15 protein-coding genes and 4 pseudogenes are annotated in these 14769 nt (G+C 58.5%); 3 read left to right on the top strand and 16 right to left on the bottom strand.

Annotated elements, in window-relative coordinates:
* Nucleotides 1-173: 173 nt before the first annotated feature.
* From nifW to nifH, 3 genes are all read right to left on the bottom strand, one after another.
* The gene (gene nifW / locus WDM24_RS06090; RefSeq protein WP_338695984.1) at nucleotides 174-515 is read right to left on the bottom strand and encodes a nitrogenase stabilizing/protective protein NifW; all 342 of its coding nucleotides are present in this window, start codon (nucleotides 513-515) and stop codon (nucleotides 174-176) included.
* 379 nt (nucleotides 516-894) lie between these two features.
* Entirely contained in the window at nucleotides 895-1611 is a 717-nt protein-coding gene (locus tag WDM24_RS06085; protein ID WP_414645814.1) for a nitrogen fixation protein NifQ, read from the bottom strand.
* A 144-nt stretch (nucleotides 1612-1755) separates the two neighbouring features.
* The gene (gene nifH, locus WDM24_RS06080) at nucleotides 1756-2640 is read right to left on the bottom strand and encodes a nitrogenase iron protein (protein WP_029084287.1); all 885 of its coding nucleotides are present in this window, start codon (nucleotides 2638-2640) and stop codon (nucleotides 1756-1758) included.
* Nucleotides 2641-3463: 823 nt separating this feature from the next.
* Here nifH and WDM24_RS06075 point away from each other — a divergent pair.
* Entirely contained in the window at nucleotides 3464-3877 is a 414-nt protein-coding gene (locus WDM24_RS06075; protein ID WP_338695981.1) for an ArsC/Spx/MgsR family protein, read from the top strand.
* A 341-nt stretch (nucleotides 3878-4218) separates the two neighbouring features.
* On the opposite strand, the gene WDM24_RS06070 is transcribed toward WDM24_RS06075, so the two are convergent.
* Nucleotides 4219-4419, bottom strand: a complete 201-nt coding sequence (locus WDM24_RS06070; RefSeq protein WP_338701909.1) for a hypothetical protein — start codon at nucleotides 4417-4419, stop codon at nucleotides 4219-4221.
* Here WDM24_RS06070 and WDM24_RS06065 point away from each other — a divergent pair.
* Nucleotides 4337-5087, top strand: a pseudogene (locus tag WDM24_RS06065) (OmpW/AlkL family protein). The gene WDM24_RS06070 and the pseudogene WDM24_RS06065 overlap by 83 nt on opposite strands.
* Nucleotides 5088-5669: 582 nt before the next feature.
* Here the strand turns inward: WDM24_RS06065 and WDM24_RS06060 are convergent.
* The 10 genes and pseudogenes from WDM24_RS06060 to WDM24_RS06015 form a co-directional block, all read right to left on the bottom strand.
* A pseudogene (locus tag WDM24_RS06060) lies at nucleotides 5670-6718 on the bottom strand (IS630 family transposase); the annotation flags it as partial.
* Between the two features lie 91 nt (nucleotides 6719-6809).
* On the bottom strand, nucleotides 6810-7157 hold the full coding sequence (locus WDM24_RS06055; RefSeq protein ID WP_176529052.1) for a (2Fe-2S) ferredoxin domain-containing protein: 348 nt from the start codon (nucleotides 7155-7157) through the stop codon (nucleotides 6810-6812).
* A gap of 752 nt (nucleotides 7158-7909) precedes the next feature.
* The gene (locus tag WDM24_RS06050) at nucleotides 7910-8206 is read right to left on the bottom strand and encodes a hypothetical protein (protein ID WP_338695978.1); all 297 of its coding nucleotides are present in this window, start codon (nucleotides 8204-8206) and stop codon (nucleotides 7910-7912) included.
* 429 nt (nucleotides 8207-8635) lie between these two features.
* Nucleotides 8636-9110: pseudogene (locus WDM24_RS06045) on the bottom strand (Rieske (2Fe-2S) protein).
* Between the two features lie 560 nt (nucleotides 9111-9670).
* Entirely contained in the window at nucleotides 9671-10864 is a 1194-nt protein-coding gene (locus WDM24_RS06040) for a DegT/DnrJ/EryC1/StrS family aminotransferase (RefSeq protein ID WP_338830713.1), read from the bottom strand.
* Between the two features lie 15 nt (nucleotides 10865-10879).
* On the bottom strand, nucleotides 10880-11140 hold the full coding sequence (locus tag WDM24_RS06035) for a hypothetical protein (RefSeq protein ID WP_173643904.1): 261 nt from the start codon (nucleotides 11138-11140) through the stop codon (nucleotides 10880-10882).
* Nucleotides 11141-11172: 32 nt separating this feature from the next.
* A complete protein-coding gene (locus tag WDM24_RS06030) occupies nucleotides 11173-11532 on the bottom strand; it encodes a DUF3024 domain-containing protein (protein WP_207835065.1) in 360 nt (119 codons plus the stop codon).
* A 15-nt stretch (nucleotides 11533-11547) separates the two neighbouring features.
* Entirely contained in the window at nucleotides 11548-11787 is a 240-nt protein-coding gene (locus WDM24_RS06025) for a nitrogen fixation protein NifZ (protein WP_338695970.1), read from the bottom strand.
* Nucleotides 11784-12104, bottom strand: coding sequence for a nitrogen fixation protein NifZ (locus WDM24_RS06020; RefSeq protein WP_166073524.1), 321 nt, complete (start codon nucleotides 12102-12104; stop codon nucleotides 11784-11786). Before WDM24_RS06020 ends, WDM24_RS06025 begins: the two co-directional genes overlap by 4 nt.
* Nucleotides 12101-12637 carry a hypothetical protein gene (locus tag WDM24_RS06015; protein WP_176529046.1) on the bottom strand — a complete coding sequence of 179 codons (537 nt, stop codon included), beginning with the start codon at nucleotides 12635-12637 and terminating at the stop codon, nucleotides 12101-12103. The genes WDM24_RS06020 and WDM24_RS06015 overlap by 4 nt, the downstream gene beginning before the upstream one ends.
* Nucleotides 12638-12711: 74 nt before the next feature.
* Here WDM24_RS06015 and WDM24_RS06010 point away from each other — a divergent pair, with 74 nt between their 5' ends.
* Nucleotides 12712-12975: a hypothetical protein gene (locus WDM24_RS06010; protein ID WP_338830712.1), complete on the top strand. Its 264-nt coding sequence runs from the start codon at nucleotides 12712-12714 to the stop codon at nucleotides 12973-12975.
* Here WDM24_RS06010 and WDM24_RS06005 read toward each other — a convergent pair.
* Together WDM24_RS06005 and nifB are read right to left on the bottom strand one after the other, a co-directional pair.
* The gene (locus tag WDM24_RS06005; RefSeq protein WP_029084666.1) at nucleotides 12972-13196 is read right to left on the bottom strand and encodes a 4Fe-4S binding protein; all 225 of its coding nucleotides are present in this window, start codon (nucleotides 13194-13196) and stop codon (nucleotides 12972-12974) included. The two genes, WDM24_RS06010 and WDM24_RS06005, sit on opposite strands and share 4 nt — an antisense overlap.
* Before the next feature lie 11 nt (nucleotides 13197-13207).
* A pseudogene (nifB, locus tag WDM24_RS06000) lies at nucleotides 13208-14760 on the bottom strand (nitrogenase cofactor biosynthesis protein NifB).
* Nucleotides 14761-14769: the final 9 nt, after the last annotated feature.

Below are 14769 nucleotides of genomic sequence, written 5' to 3'. Positions count from 1 at the left end.
TTAAAATGGCCCCTGACACCAAGGGCACGAGCAGCAGCTCAGACATGGGTCGGGAATACGACAGCGCGGCTCGCGTCAGGCTGCAGAGGGGTTGATTTGAATGAAGACGAAGGCTGTACAAGACACCGTCACCCGGCCAGGTGGGACAAACCACACCGCAGTGGAGCACGAAATCACTTCAGCGCGCTCAACGGGACAAACGCCACCGACTTGTTAGGGTCTGCGACGGCTTCCTTTAAGACCTTGAACACTCGCTGCTCGATCGGTGACGATGCCACGAAATCGGCATAGGCTTGCTCCAGCATCGCTTTGCACCGAGCTCTGATCTCCGGCTCTGCGGCACCGGCGAACTGCTCCTTGGCAAAATATTGTCCCACGCGCTTTAGGATATGAAGGCGCGCAACATTGACGATTTTCGGCTCGTAATCGACGCCTAGCAGCGAAAAGAACTCTTCCGCCGACGAGGCCTTGCTGAGCCGATCCAGGATCCCGGCTGGCGAGCATGAGTTGCTCATTGCAAAAATCTCCCTTGGGTTAGTTCGTCGACGTTCGACGAGTTGTGGCAGCACCTACGATCCTGCTGCAGGCCTTAGCTCGCGCGGCTGCTCTCCACGGCCAAAGCCTGGCCCTGGAAAGCTGCGTCCACAATACCGCGGCCCACGGGCTCGCCGGTGACGACTCAGCACCGATGAAAAGACGCCTCACCTTGCTTGTTGCCACGCCCAATTCGAACTCGACTGCAGAGCGCCGGGATACACGACCTGTCGCGGAGCGCTTGGGCGCGGCATCGCCTTGGATACATGATGGGCTCGCGTTGTAGTGGCGCTAGCCAGCCCCCCCCCCCTCTCCAACCCGCCAAATCCGGACGAGGCGTTCGAAGATTCCTGTGGCAACTCAGATGGGCCAGTCGCCGCGGACAACCGGGCGAGCCGCCTGCGACAGAAAGTCGCGCCGGCGCTCGGCCAACCGGCTCTCGCCGCTTTCCTCGCCGAAGCAGAGGCTAAAGTCGTTACATTGCGTACAGACGGGCGTCGTGCACATTACGAGGCCTTCATCCTCGCACAGCGTACGGTAGAAAAAGCGCTTCCAGCGCATATTGTTGATATTGCGCGCGGCGAGCGGCGCGAAGTGGCGGCTGAGCAGCCGAGAGAGTTCGGCACGATTTCGTAATCCCAAGCCTTCCCACAGGTGGTCCGGCTCAATGGCGCGGCGCGCGATCATCGCGGCCAGCCAGCGACCGATATGTCCTTCCGTCGAGCGCTGCTTGAGCAAAAGATCGCGCACCATTGCGATCTCGTCGTTCTCATCGCACTCGACCGACAGGAGCCGCTCCACGAGCTTGCCCCCTACCGAGGGAAAGTACCGCTCCAGCAAGGCCGCTAGCTCGTGGCCGGACAGGCCCGCCTTCTCGGGAAGAGGGCCACCATCCATCGAGGCAACCGCCAGAATAGACGCCAGGACATGGCGATCGAAATTACTGTCAGTGGCAATGTCGGCATCTTCAGGAGGCACACCGGTGAGCAGACGGTAGGTTGCAATTGCTCTGTGCATCCGGCTGCTCGCATCAACGGCATAAGCAGCCACAAAAGGAAGAAAGTGCGCTTCGGACATGAATCGATGGATTCCACGATCTGGTTTGCTCTGCCCCATCCTGATCTTGGTCACGGTCGTTCGTCAGAATGCCGGTCTCCCGGATGGGTAGGTGAGGAGACCGGCATCCGTCGCGCGCCTTCACAAGGCCGCGACTCGCGACCTTTACGAGGCCGCGAGCTCGGCGGCGGTCTTGCCGACGATGGATTCGTCGACAGGCTTCATAATACCATGCTCCATCAGCATGTCCTCGAGCTCGTCCATGGAGATCGGGGTCGGAATGATGCCCTTGCCGCCATTGTTGTGAACCTTTTTCGCGAGATTGCGATAATGATCGGCCTGCTGCGACTCGGGCGCATACTCCAGCACCGTCATGCGGCGCAACTCGGCATGCTGCACCACATTGTCACGCGGCACGAAGTAGATCAGCTGAGTGCCTAGCTTCTTGGCCAGAGCCTCCGCCAGTTCCAGCTCCTTATCGGTTTGCCGCTCGTTGCAGATCAGGCCGCCCAGCCGCACGCCGCCGGAATTGGCGTATTTCAGGATGCCCTTGGAGATGTTGTTTGCGGCATACATCGCCATCATTTCCCCGGACATGACGATGTAGATCTCCTGGGCCTTGTTCTCGCGGATTGGCATCGCAAAGCCTCCGCAAACGACGTCACCGAGCACGTCGTAAGAGACGTAGTCAATGTTCTCATAGGCACCGTTTTCCTCCAGGAAGTTGATCGAGGTGATGACGCCGCGGCCGGCGCAGCCGACCCCTGGCTCAGGACCGCCGGACTCCACGCAGCGGATGTCCTTGTAGCCGACCTTCATCACGTCCTCGAGCTCGAGGTCCTCCACGCTGCCGGCGCTCGCTGCAAGGCTCAAAATCGTGTCCTGCGCCTTGGCATGCAGGATCAGGCGGGTCGAATCCGCCTTCGGATCGCACCCTACGATCAAGATTTTCTGACCCATCTCGGCCAGCGCCGCCAGCGTGTTCTGTGAAGTGGTCGACTTGCCGATACCACCCTTTCCGTAGAACGCGATTTGTCTCAGTGAAGACATGTTGCTCTCCATCAACCGATTTGCCAAAGTTCCGCGCTTCGTACGTGCCAGCTTGTTCTCGTTCAGAAACGGGGCACACGGGTTCAAGGGAAGGAGCGCATCGCTCGTCTTAAGCGTCGGCGCGCACTCAGCCCTCACTCAGTGTTGCTACCGCTCATTAGCAACCACCATGCCAACGCCTGTCCGCGCACATTAAGCTTCTGATTACGTTTTGAAAAACGCCAGCGAGCCGATGCGTGATCCTGGCTGTTTTGGACCTGACAGGATCTGCGCAGCAGTCAGGAAACCAACAAGTGGCCAGAACCAATCAATCGGAAAAGCCGGTCTGGCGCGCTTGTCCGATGCATCATGTGTGGAACGGATCTTGCTACTCTTCTTGCAAGCCCCTTGTCGGCGATCGGAGGAGAGTGAGGATACAGGTCGGCGGCGAAACCTTGCAGGTAGTGTTTCGCCGGTGGTGTTCGATCTGCCGCGCGACCTGAAATTCAATGCAGCATGAACCAGATCGGGGCGCACGAGCTTACCGCCCAAGACGCCTTTCAAGCGTCACCCATGGGTTGACGCCAAATGCACTCCTGCTCGGTGCCTTCTTTCCGAGACCGAAAGGAGCTCATCGATGAGTTAGCGGCTCAATTTCAAAATGTCCGGATCTTGGTCGTTTGCAAACGCTCGAGGAGGCCAAGTCGGTCGGCGGCATGAGCCGCGGCAGTTGGTAAAGCCGCTGACCTTGGAGATGGTTCTCAAAAAAGGTCGAATGCACTCTGGAACGCGGCGGTCGCCGGCCCGATCGTTCAGCGCAGCGTACCTACATAAGGAGCAGGCCATGGCGACAATTATCTTTTATCAAAAACCCGGCTGCGACACCAATGCGTATCAGATGCAGGCGCTGAAGGCCGCTGGCCATGACGTGATAGCCAAGAACATCTTGAAGGAGCCATGGACCGCCGAGGATTTACGCCTCTTCTTCGGCAATAAGCCGATCGCATCCTGGTTCAACCGAGCCGCGCCTCGTATCAAGTCGGGCGATATCAATCCCGACGAAATCGACGCGGCGAGCGCGCTCGCGTTGATGCTGCGCGATCCGCTCCTGATCCGACGCCCGCTGATCAACGCCGACGGTGCAAGATACGCCGGATTCGATGACGAGCCCGTATTGTCAATGCTTGGCCAGAAGACGCAAGATGATCTCGAGAGATGTTCGCACGAAGGAAAAGCCCCAGGCTGTCTCCAGATGTAATGAGATGATGAATGCTATCGTGCGGAAACTGACGCGAAGAGCGACGTCGTCGCCCTCCGAATCCTTCAGGGACCGCCGACACGCTTTTCGCCGACAAGCAAGTGTGAGTGGCTCGTCTGTAACACAGCGGAGCCCATGTTGCGCTCCGTGTTAACACAACCCTTTCGCGCTCACGGAGTGTAAGAGGCCGCTGCAGCTAGACCGCCTCCATCGCCCCATGACTCATCTGGCTTGGATCAGATCGATAAGATGATAACCAGTTCCTCGTAGAGTTCGGCTCAGACAGAATATTGAGTCGAATATCGATGAACAGGCGCCACGACACTTCACGGCCGTGGTGCTTATGCAACTTGGCTGCTTAATTGCGCTACGGCCGTAGCCATTTTGATCGGCATCAAATCCTTCTCCATCCGCGATGTGTGACAGAGGTTCTCGCGCGACTCTTCGCGCGGACTTGGAATGGAGAACTTGATGAAAGCAAGAACCCTTCTGACGACGGCATCGCTGCTCACGCTCGCGACCTCGTTCAGTTCCGTCAGCATCTCGGTACAGGCTGCAGATCTGGCGCCGGCACCGGTCTATTACAAATCGCCCCCCGATCGCCCCCTTCAATCCGTGGATGATCCGCCTGCGCGTACTCGGCGTCTTGCCGGACAGCGCAGGCAGCTCGGTCAACGTCGCGGGAGCCCCGCCGCTGTCGTCACCAAGCTCGGGCCTGTCGATCAGCGATCGAGTGATACCGGAGCTCGACATCACCTATTTCTTCACAAAAAACATTGCCGCCGAACTCATTCTCGGCGTGGCCAGCCATCACATCAGCGGTAGCGGCACGCTCAACGGGCTCGATGTTGGAAAGGCCTGGCTATTGCCTCCGACACTGACGCTGCAATATCACTTCACCGATTTCGGGCCGCTCAAGCCCTATATCGGCGCGGGCATCAACTACACCGCATTCTTCAACCAATCAGCAGCCAATACGCCGCTCGCGGGGCTTGCGGTGGCGGATGTACGCATCAGCAACCAGTTTGGCGCCGCGGTCCAATTCGGCTTCGATTACATGCTTGACCGTCACTGGGGCCTCAACTTCGACGTGAAGAAGTTGTGGCTGCGGCCGGATTACTCGGCGACCGTAAACAATGCGATAGCCGTCACTGGCCGCGCCAATATCGACCCATGGCTCGTCAGCGGCGGAATCACGTACAAGTTCTGACGATAGCACAAGCTCCAGGGAAGAGATCGGCTTGTTCAGATGCGAGCGAGACGGCGAGTTTAAGGTGCACCGTCTCGCCGGCGCCGGACTGCACGCGCAACAATGCTCGCTCTGTGAGCTACGAATTGATGGCATGAAGTGGCGGAACGCCTGCATCACTAATAGTGATCGACTAGATTCAGCTCCCTGCCTCCTTGCACGCTGCAGAGTGCCAGCCGCTTATCAAAGGCGGCAATTCAAATCGGTTGTCGCTCTGGGATAGACCGCGCTACAAAGGGGTGACGCTCGGGCCTCATCGGACTCGATCAAGCGCACTACTCTGACCGGTCCGTCTCTCACCGAACATTTTTGAATCCAAGGCCACAGCGACAAGGTCAATGGCCTCCTGTTGCGCACCTCCTTGGAGGCGTGAGGGCACCCAGTCACCTTAAGAACGATCGAACAGCTCAACGACCCCAGTCTTTGAACAGATAAGCCGTGCATTCCCGATAGCCCGGACCAAGCGGCGCTAAGCGAAGCCTCTAGTGTCCTGAACCAGAAGTTCGCGACATCGGGTCGTGTTTTGCCGGGGGCATTGTACCGGCAGAAGCGTTCGATGGAAGCAAGGATGTCATCGGCAGATTTGGTCCATCGGAAACGGCGTTGTGGCGGCCGATGAACGAAGTGATGTCAGCCCTGAGAGCGGCGACGCTGCGATAGATGCCGCGCCTGATCTTCTTATCGGTGAGGAGCGCGAAGAAGCGCTCGACCTGGTTGAGCCATGACGAACTGGTCGGGGTCAGGTGCACGTGCCAACGCGGCCGTTTAGCCAGCCATTTTTGGGTCAAGGGGGTCTTGTGCGTGGCGTAATTGTCCATGACGAGATGGACGTCCGGTTCACGCGGCACGGCAGCTTCGATCTCGTCGAGGAACTTGCGGAACTCAGCAGCACGGTGGCGTCCATAGCACTTGCCGATGACCCGTCCGCTAGCAATGTCGAGGGCGGCGAACAGCGATGTGGTGCCGTGCCTCGTGTAGTCATGGCTTCTTCGGGCCGGCTGGCCGGGACGCATCGGCAGCATCGGCTGACTGCAGTCCAGCGCCTGGATTTGGGACTTCTCATGCACACATAGAACGATGGCGTGCTCCGGTGGCGAGACGTAGAGGCCCACAATGTCGCGCACTTTGGCCACGAAGTTCGGATCGGTCGAGAGCTTGAACGTCTCCATCCGGTGCGGCTGGAGCCCAAAGGCCCGCCAGATGCGTTGCACCGTCGACACTGATAGGCCGCTGGCCTTCGCCATGTCGCGAGAACTCCAATGGGCGGCGTTCTCGGGGCAACTCTCCAACGTCCTCACGATCACGGCTTCGATGCGGGCATCGTCAACCGTACGTGGCGCCCCGGAGCGCGGCTCGTCATGCAGCCCGTCCACGCGCCACTCCACAAAACGCCGCCGCCACTTGCCTACCGTCGATCGGTCCAGGTCCAGCTTGGCCGCGACTTCCTTGTTCTGACCGCCCTCCGCGCAGGTCAGCACGATCCGGGCTCTCAGAGCCAGCGCCTGCGCTGTCTTCCGCTGCATCGTCAGCGACTTCAGTTCGGCATGCTCTTCATCGCTCAATGTCAGGGGCGCAAGTTGCTGGACCGCCATCAGATCCTCCGTCGCTGCTACAGCTCCATCCTTGGGACGGCGACGCGAATCTACTGCGAATTTACGATTGCGAACTTTGTGACTCAGGACATTAGCTTCGCTTGAGCACCATCACAAGACGGTCCACACGTTTGCCTTGTACGAGATGAGAATTTACGATTTCGTCCACGTCCTCGGGCGTGGTCGCGCGGTACCAGACTCCGTCGGGATAGACGACCATCAAAGGGCCGGAGTTACAAAAGCCGAGGCAGCCCGCCACCGTGAAGCCGACATGGTCCAGACCTTGCGATTCGATCGCCTTGCCCATCCTATCCCACAGGGCTTGCGCGCCCGAGGCACCGCAGCTGCCGTGCGGATGATTCGGCGGACGCTGCGTATGGCAGGCAAAGACATGATACCTGTAAAGTTGAGGAAGCTCGAATTCGGTTTCTGCGTTCATGCGCCTATCCTGAAATCAACGGGTTCATCTGAAAAGCGGCAACGCCGGAGTACTTGCCGCACAATCTATTCTTCAGTTGAACGCCGGATCGATCAATTGAAGCAGCTGACTCCCACTCGTGCTCGCGAAAGCAGCCGAAGCGAGCGGACATCATCGTGCTTGTTAATCGTGCTTGTTATCGGAAAATCCGCGAGCAGATACCTCCGCGTCTGACCGGCCTCCTTGATCAATTTCAACGCCTTCTCCCAAATCGCGACCGTTTCTGCTCACGCATCATTTGCTCAACCATCCAACATGTTCAAGCAACTTCCACGCCAATGCGTAACGCTCGCTTCCGCAACGATCCCTTGCCCGCCTCCGGCGTCACTGACACTCATTGCCGCGGTTACGACAATGTCGTTCTCTCCTGTTCCGGACATGACAAACGTCGCATCATGTTCAACGCTTCAGCTTCAGCTTTCCGCAGTCCGCTCCTGCGATTGGACGGAAGATACTCGCTCGGTCTGTTCAGACCTTGCACGGCATTTCGCGGAATGAGCCGTGATCTGCGTCCCGTCTATCGAGGAGCGCGTATGGCGATCGGCCCAGTGAAGAGAGCGCTCTGCCCAGGGGAGTCGGCTAATTGCATCGTTCGACCGCGAACCAAAGAACTTCCTAAGCGCCGCGCACGTGCCGCTGCTCATCACGCGTTTTCGTCAAAGATAGCGCCCAATCGCGACGGGGTCCGAGCGAGGCACAGGTGATCACCGAGCTTACGTTTGAGGCGACAGAGCTGGCCTGCCGCAATCCTGATTGGCAGCAGCGGCAAAACCGCCCACACAACGATGTCGGCTTGCCTCAACCGCTTCGAGCGCTTCAACTCGAGATTCGCTCGCCGCATCTTGCGGAACGATGAGAATGACCACGCGCACGTGCTCGTTAAAGCATTTGACCTGGAGCGATGCCGTCAGTGGATTAAGGTGACGAAATTCGCCAAGGGCGTCGGATGTACAGAGGGTTGGCATTGCAATTGAAACGCAGACACGAACGCCGGCGGCGCCCGCGGACATCCGATCGTTCGGCGTGCGTTGCGCGCTGCGTGTCCCGCGAACATCGGATACAGGATCGTCATTTCTCTGCTCAAACGGTCCTGTCAGTCTAGGTCTCCCCATTCTTCCAGCCCAGACGGTGCCCTCGGTGGGCTTGCAGCCGCCGAGGGCATTTCTTTCTCGAACCTATTGTCATCCACCGGCAGCCAGAAGCGGTTCTTGCATGCCAGGTCCATTTGGTGAGTTAGCGCCACAGCCCTTCCTTCGTGCCACGGAGATCGCCGGGTGCATGACCGGGATCCGGATGCGTGCCACTGAACTTGCGGGTTCAAAACGTTCTGCTCTTACAAGTTCAAAAAGCGACGACACGCACCTGCGCCAACGCTCACAAGGCTTTATCCGGCGCCAAACGCCTAAGGCAACTCGAGCAATAGCTAAGCGATGCAGCTGTTAATCGGGGTGGATCATAACATCAATGGTTTCGCCGCTGTCCTCGAATAGGTCGGCACGCCGATCATCCGCCAGCAGCTTGACGCCGCACAGGCAGACGTCACCATCTATCACGGTGAGTGCGACCGGCTCAAGCGCTTGTCCGTTGCAGGGCCCATCGAATGCATACCCTAGTGTCGACCTCGAATCTCGCACCATGCCGTCCGCATCTGAGAATGGAGCGATCTGGAGAGAAAAACTCGCCGGAGCCGATGTTGAGCCAGGCACTGTCATGCGGACAACGGTTGACATACCCGAAATAATCGTTCCCGAAAGTGCGCACCACAATAATTAGAAGCGGCCGGCACTCGCCGCTAGCATCGATCCGCGACAGGCTAAAGCCCTTTGCGCCAGTCCGCTCGATAGCATCAGCGGGACATACGGCGAATACCTCGATCTGATCGCTCAGCAGGTTGCCGATTATACCTTCGCTCATTCCCGCCTCGTGGTTTCCTGCTTGAAGGTTTCGATCGCGGTCCGCGTCAGTCGAAAAACACCACGACCACGAGCGATCGGGCGATAGCTTGAGCTGGCACGGGCGTTAAGGACATCAAACCATTGGTTCGGCGTGAGCTTCGCCGGGCGCTCGCTGATTTGCACCACCCTCCCGTTCGGAGCGAAGCGGACGTGAACAATGACCTGTTGCGAGTTAACAGCAATTCCTTACTGGTCAACCTAAAGACCCGAACCGAAACTGAGGATCTGGATTTATGACGTGCTCGGTTCCGAGGCCCTGGCGCGGGCCTGGACCCTCTGGTCGGAGACGGCGCCTTCGCTACTTTGCCAGTGTTTTGCACGATCGCTGTCGGAGAGCATTTCTCTTCCGGGATTTCGGACGAAGATGTGGAATCCGGCCTTCCTCCATATTCGTCGGGGTGGCGATCTGCGCGCAAATGCCGCCACAGACGGCCCGCCATCGCGTTGCTGGTCTGGCGCAATGGCAGCGGCTCATCGCAACTCAACCTATTGTTCCTTCAGTCGTGGATGACCAGCATCTTAGTAGATCGCTGCGCACGCGCCCACATTGATCGACGCCTCTTTCGTGGTTTCGGCGATAAATTCGACCTTGTCGTTCGTGAGATGGGTGTGAAACGGCAGCGCCAGGGCGCGATCGGCGATCTTTTCCGCAACCGGGAAATCGCCCCGCCGATGGCCGAGATCAAAATAGTGACGTTGCAAATGCAATGGATGGCTATAGGCGGCGGATTCAATCTTGGCGGCACGCAGATCATCGACAATGGCGTCACGGCCGGATCGCGTGAAGCGCATCCCTAGATGGACGAGATAGAGCATCCAGTTCACCTCGGTCACATGGGGGCCAACGTAAGGCGGTTTGATGCCTTCAAATGATTGCATATGCGCGTTGTAGAGCTGCTCGACCAACCGGCGACGCTCCAGGCTTTCGTTGAGACGCTTGAGCTGTGCCAACCCCAAAGCCGCGGTGAGATCGCTCATACGAGCCTGGTAAGGTGCGATGGCACTGACGACAACGGAGGAGCGCTCGTCCAGTCGATGGGCGCAATACCGACGCAAGCTAACCGCGATATCGATATCATCGGTCACGACCATGGCGCCTTCGCCGCAACTTATGGCCAGGGGCTGAGCAAAGTCGAATACCGCCAGGTCGCCAAACCTGCCGACGAGCTCGCCCTTATAGCTCGATCCGATCGCCTCGGTGGAATCCTCCAAAAGCGGTAGGTGATCGCGTTGGGCAATCGCACGCAATTCCGACCATGGCGCCCGATGACCGTTGGAATTGCTGGCGACAATCGTCCGCGTGTTTGCCGTGATGCGTTTCTCGGCCTTTGCTGGGACCAATGTTGCCGACCAATAGTCGATGTCGGAAAATACCACCCGTACGCCTGCGAGACTGATGGCATGGACCGTCTCGCGAAAGGAATAGGGCGAGGCGATGACTTCCTGCCCTGATTCGATCCCGAGCGCCTTGAGCGCAAGCAGGAGCCCGATGGGGTCGCTTGATACGGCAACGGCATATTTGCGGCCAAGATACGCTACGAAAGCGTGCTCGAACGCCTCAGTGGTCCGCCCATTGGAGATTTGCGGTGAACATAGCAATGTTTCCACGGCAGAGAGCTCGGCTAAGGTGATATCGGGATCGGACAGTGGAATAAAGGATGGATTTGCCTCAACACTATCCGCGCTATCCAGCGGGGTGCGCTGCGAGTTCAATGCAGCTCACCGCCCTCAATTCCTTTTCGCCAGTACAATGCCGGTCGCCCGTGTCGGATCGGCCGTAATCCGCACGCAGTGATCCGAGCCATCTAGCAAATGCAGGTCGAAATGAGGAAACTGCCGGAACGGCTGGTCCGCTACATCCGACGCATCGCAACGTACCCAGGCAAGCTGCGGGAAGCGGCGCGGCAGCTCGACAAAGGAGCCCGTATCGGCGCCATCGTCCGCAAGCAGCTGCTCGATTTCGATCAATTCCTCCGCACTGAGCGCCATCGTGGCTCCTTATGGCTCGTCAAGTTCGTTCGTCATTGCCAGAACAGACGTTCCGGATCGGTGTTCAATTCGTCGATTGCTGAAGTCAGACGGTGGTAAAGGCTGTAGAACTCCCAGATTCCCTTTGCGTGGTTCTTGCAAAACAGCTTCCAGATCCCACCCACGGCATCATAAAGAATCAAGGCAACATCAATCAGACCGCCATCCTTATCGATATTGCGCGAGCAACAGGCGCTCTCGATGAGATAGCCACCCCTCACCGGCGTCACGTTCGGTGAAACATACAGATAACGCTTGCGCGAACTCAAGCCGCGCTCGATCCGCTTGCGATCGAGTTCGTTCGGGTGAGGAATCAGCCCCGTCTTTACCTTCCTCATCAGCGCGGCATTCATCGCGAACTCCCTCCTTCAAAGCACTGTGATCTCTTCTTCTAGACAGCCGATGAGCAGGCGTTCACCGAAATCGACAGTATTTATCGGCACGTTCGCTTGGTTATGGATAGCCACCCTGATGATCTCGCCGGTCGCTCCGGCGCCGAGCAAGCACTCCTCGGGCTCCGTATTGGGAAAAGAGCCGTCGTTGATGAGGTCGACGACGGCTTTAACGCGCTGGCCCCAGCGATACCTCGAAAAGCGGAACTCACTCATGACACAGCCTCTTCCGGCAATGGCAGATCATCGGTCTCCTCGCACGTGTCCACCGACTCAAGCTCCTTGCGCTTCATGCCAACTCGGTAGCCCGTTTCCAGAAACTCGACCCCGTAAATGAAGAATTGCTGCAGGAACGTGCCGATCGAGACGACGTAACCCACCTCTCCCTTCGTGACCAGAATGTCGCCAACCTGCTTGCCGGGATAGGTGCCATCATTGCGGATGGTGCGATTGGCTCGTACCTTTTCGCCAAAGCTGAAGACAGGCGGCCCGCTGAGCTCGACGACGTCGCTGTCGCGAACGATGTTGCTCATGCGCCTCTCCCCAGCGGACATGCAGGCATGCCCGAGCCATCGCAGGCGAGGTCCCGCATCACTTCGCCCTCACCTCCGGCGCGATTTGTCAATTCAATATCTGAGATGCAGCTCGCCGCTTCTAGGTAAACCTGCCGATCAGGGCCGTGCCGTAGAGCAGTTGGCGCCTCTGGCAAGGGCGATCGCGCGATCTCGAACTCCACCGAGGCATCTGGGCCGCTCACTACGGCTGGCAACCACTGATAGGGAACATCGCGCGCCACCATGTCGCAGAACTCGACGTCCGTATCACTCATCAGCTGACCGAGCAGCTGCGGCGCGATGCGGCGCGCCTCGATCATCAATGCGGCGGCGCGGTCCGAGGTGAGCGCACGCGCTTCGACTACATGTTGGTTTGCAACCTCGTCAAGATGATCGAACAGCCGTGCCTGCCGCAGCCGAGCCTCGGTCGCGCCGGGGAGATCATCGCCGGTCGGCGTGGACAAGATCAGCGCTCTCTGGCTGCCGGACGGCGGGTTGGCTGTTAAGTTCATCGGCAGCTGTGCTCTTGGGTGTGCGCCGTCACGCTCCGCCGCGAAGCGTCTGGTCCAACCAATGATGGACTGGCGTGCGCAGCAGCATCAGTCACATCGACGATGACAGCACCGCCTGGAAGGCGGCTGCCGGCGTCGAGAAACGTCGTTGGAGCGCTGCACGGGACGAATTGCCCACAGCGTTCTTTCTGCTCGCGGGCAGCGGCCAATCCAGAGCAGCCGCCGTTTCTGAGAAAGGCCCGAACCTCGGCGCCTACGGCGCCGCTAACGCGCAGTACGACGCTTTGGACGCTTTCAGCAGCAGCTCTTGGCATTCTGATCATGGGCTAATTCTTTAGGATGGCGCCTGGTAACGCGGCAAGGAGGTGTCAATGACGCAGGTGCCGTCGACGGGACAAGCCGCGACACATTGTGGCTCATCGAAATGACCGATGCATTCGGTGCATTTCGCCGGTTCAATGACGAAGCGCCCCGCGCTCTCCGAGATCGCAACATTCGGGCACAACGGTTCGCAGGCTGAGCAGCTCGTACACTGCGAGGCAATGATCTTGAATGGCACATACGCCCCCTTTACCCCGCAGAGATCAGGGACCCACACCGAATGTCGGCGTCACCTCGCTGGGCATGCTGGATTTCTCCGCGTTTTACCTTCTCGAGATAGGACCTGAACCAAGCGATCGCCGACTTCTCTATGAACTCATGCGCGTATCGATCGACCGGTTCGATTCCGGCCCTGATCAGATTGCTCTTCGGGCAACCGCCGATCTTGGCCACGAACACCGCATGGCAGTCATTTACGCTTCGGATGATGGTCGAAAGCCTATCCCCCTCGCCATAGCCGTCCTGGCAGTAGACATCCACGCGCCGGTGGCCGACGAATTTGGCGCCGGATGTGGAAATTTCGTACACCTGAAACTCTTTTGCATGTCCAAAGTGCTCGTTGATCAGCCCCGAGCCTTTGGTTGCAACCGCGACCAGAACGGTGATTTCGCTCATCTCGCCGGCGAACTCCGCGAGGCCCGCTCGGCTGGCCGCGACTTTGGCGGCACGCTCAGCCTCTACCTTTTCTTGATAAGCTTTGCGCATCTCGGGGTCATATTTGACATCCATTTTCATGACTCGGTCGATGTTGAACTCGCTTCCGCGATCCGCTCCGACCAGACCCACCGCATCGGCGCGGCACTGACGGCAATGCCGCATCATGTTTACCCCTCCCTCACAAGCATCCTGCAGTGCTTTCAGTGCCTGAGCCGTCGGACCTCGTTGACCGTTGAGGCCGAATACTGTGCCGTACTCGGGCGCCGAGATCAGCGGCATGATATTGTGAAGGAAGGCTCCGCGCGACTTCACCGCCTTGTTGACCTCGACAAGGTGATGGTCATTGATATGCGGGATCATTACCGAGTTGACCTTGCATAGGATACCCCGCTCGCTAAGCATCTCGAGACCCTGTAGCTGACGATCGGTGAGTATCCTTGCCGCGTCGATGCCAACGTAGCGCCTGTGGCTGAAGAAGATCCACGGATAGATCTTTGCGCCGATTTCAGGATCGATCGTGTTAATGGTGATGGTGACGTGCTCGATCTTGGACTTGGCGATGGTGTCAACATAGTCCGGCAGGCCAATCCGTTGGTCGACAGACACAGCTTGATGTCGGGAGCCGCCTTGGCGACCAGGTCGAACGTCTTGAATGTTTTTTCTGGATTGGCCAACGGATCGCCGGGACCAGCGATGCCAAGCACAGTCGTCTGCGGAATGATGGTCGCGACCGCGAGCACTTTTTTCACCGCCTGCTCGGGGGTAAGCTTCTCGCTCACCACGCCCGGACGCGATTCATTGGCGCAATCATATTTGCGGTTGCAGTAGTTGCACTGGATGTTGCAGGCCGGAGCCACCGCGACATGCATACGGGCGTAGTGATGATGTGCCCCTTCGCTGTAGCAGGGATGCTTCTTCACCTTTTCCCAAATCTCGGCCGGCAGTTCGCCGTGGGCCGCCCGTGAGCGGCAGCTCGCCTGGCCTGTGTTGACCGACGTGCCGCAGCCCCTGTGCTCGGCGGTGGGCCGCATCATCTTGTCCAATGAACCTTCGACATATCTGCCGTGCCCAACGACCGCGTTCATTTTCATCTC

The organism is Bradyrhizobium sp. 27S5 (assembly GCF_037217225.1).
GTDB lineage: Bacteria > Pseudomonadota > Alphaproteobacteria > Rhizobiales > Xanthobacteraceae > Bradyrhizobium > Bradyrhizobium septentrionale.
Note: the sequence above shows the minus strand (reverse complement) of the source record. Positions and strands in the feature narration are given on the sequence as shown.

Excerpts from the sequence above, each read along its gene's own strand:
- nifW (WP_338695984.1), bottom strand. The coding sequence starts at position 515 with ATGAGCAACTCATGCTCGCCAGCCGGGATCCTGGATCGGCTCAGCAAG.
- WDM24_RS06085 (WP_414645814.1), bottom strand. The coding sequence starts at position 1,611 with ATGTCCGAAGCGCACTTTCTTCCTTTTGTGGCTGCTTATGCCGTTGAT.
- nifH (WP_029084287.1), bottom strand. The coding sequence starts at position 2,640 with ATGTCTTCACTGAGACAAATCGCGTTCTACGGAAAGGGTGGTATCGGC.
- WDM24_RS06075 (WP_338695981.1), top strand. The coding sequence starts at position 3,464 with ATGGCGACAATTATCTTTTATCAAAAACCCGGCTGCGACACCAATGCG.
- WDM24_RS06070 (WP_338701909.1), bottom strand. The coding sequence starts at position 4,419 with ATGCTGACGGAACTGAACGAGGTCGCGAGCGTGAGCAGCGATGCCGTC.
- WDM24_RS06055 (WP_176529052.1), bottom strand. The coding sequence starts at position 7,157 with ATGAACGCAGAAACCGAATTCGAGCTTCCTCAACTTTACAGGTATCAT.
- WDM24_RS06050 (WP_338695978.1), bottom strand. The coding sequence starts at position 8,206 with ATGTCCGCGGGCGCCGCCGGCGTTCGTGTCTGCGTTTCAATTGCAATG.
- WDM24_RS06035 (WP_173643904.1), bottom strand. The coding sequence starts at position 11,140 with ATGGCGCTCAGTGCGGAGGAATTGATCGAAATCGAGCAGCTGCTTGCG.
- WDM24_RS06030 (WP_207835065.1), bottom strand. The coding sequence starts at position 11,532 with ATGAATGCCGCGCTGATGAGGAAGGTAAAGACGGGGCTGATTCCTCAC.
- WDM24_RS06025 (WP_338695970.1), bottom strand. The coding sequence starts at position 11,787 with ATGAGTGAGTTCCGCTTTTCGAGGTATCGCTGGGGCCAGCGCGTTAAA.
- WDM24_RS06020 (WP_166073524.1), bottom strand. The coding sequence starts at position 12,104 with ATGAGCAACATCGTTCGCGACAGCGACGTCGTCGAGCTCAGCGGGCCG.
- WDM24_RS06015 (WP_176529046.1), bottom strand. The coding sequence starts at position 12,637 with ATGAACTTAACAGCCAACCCGCCGTCCGGCAGCCAGAGAGCGCTGATC.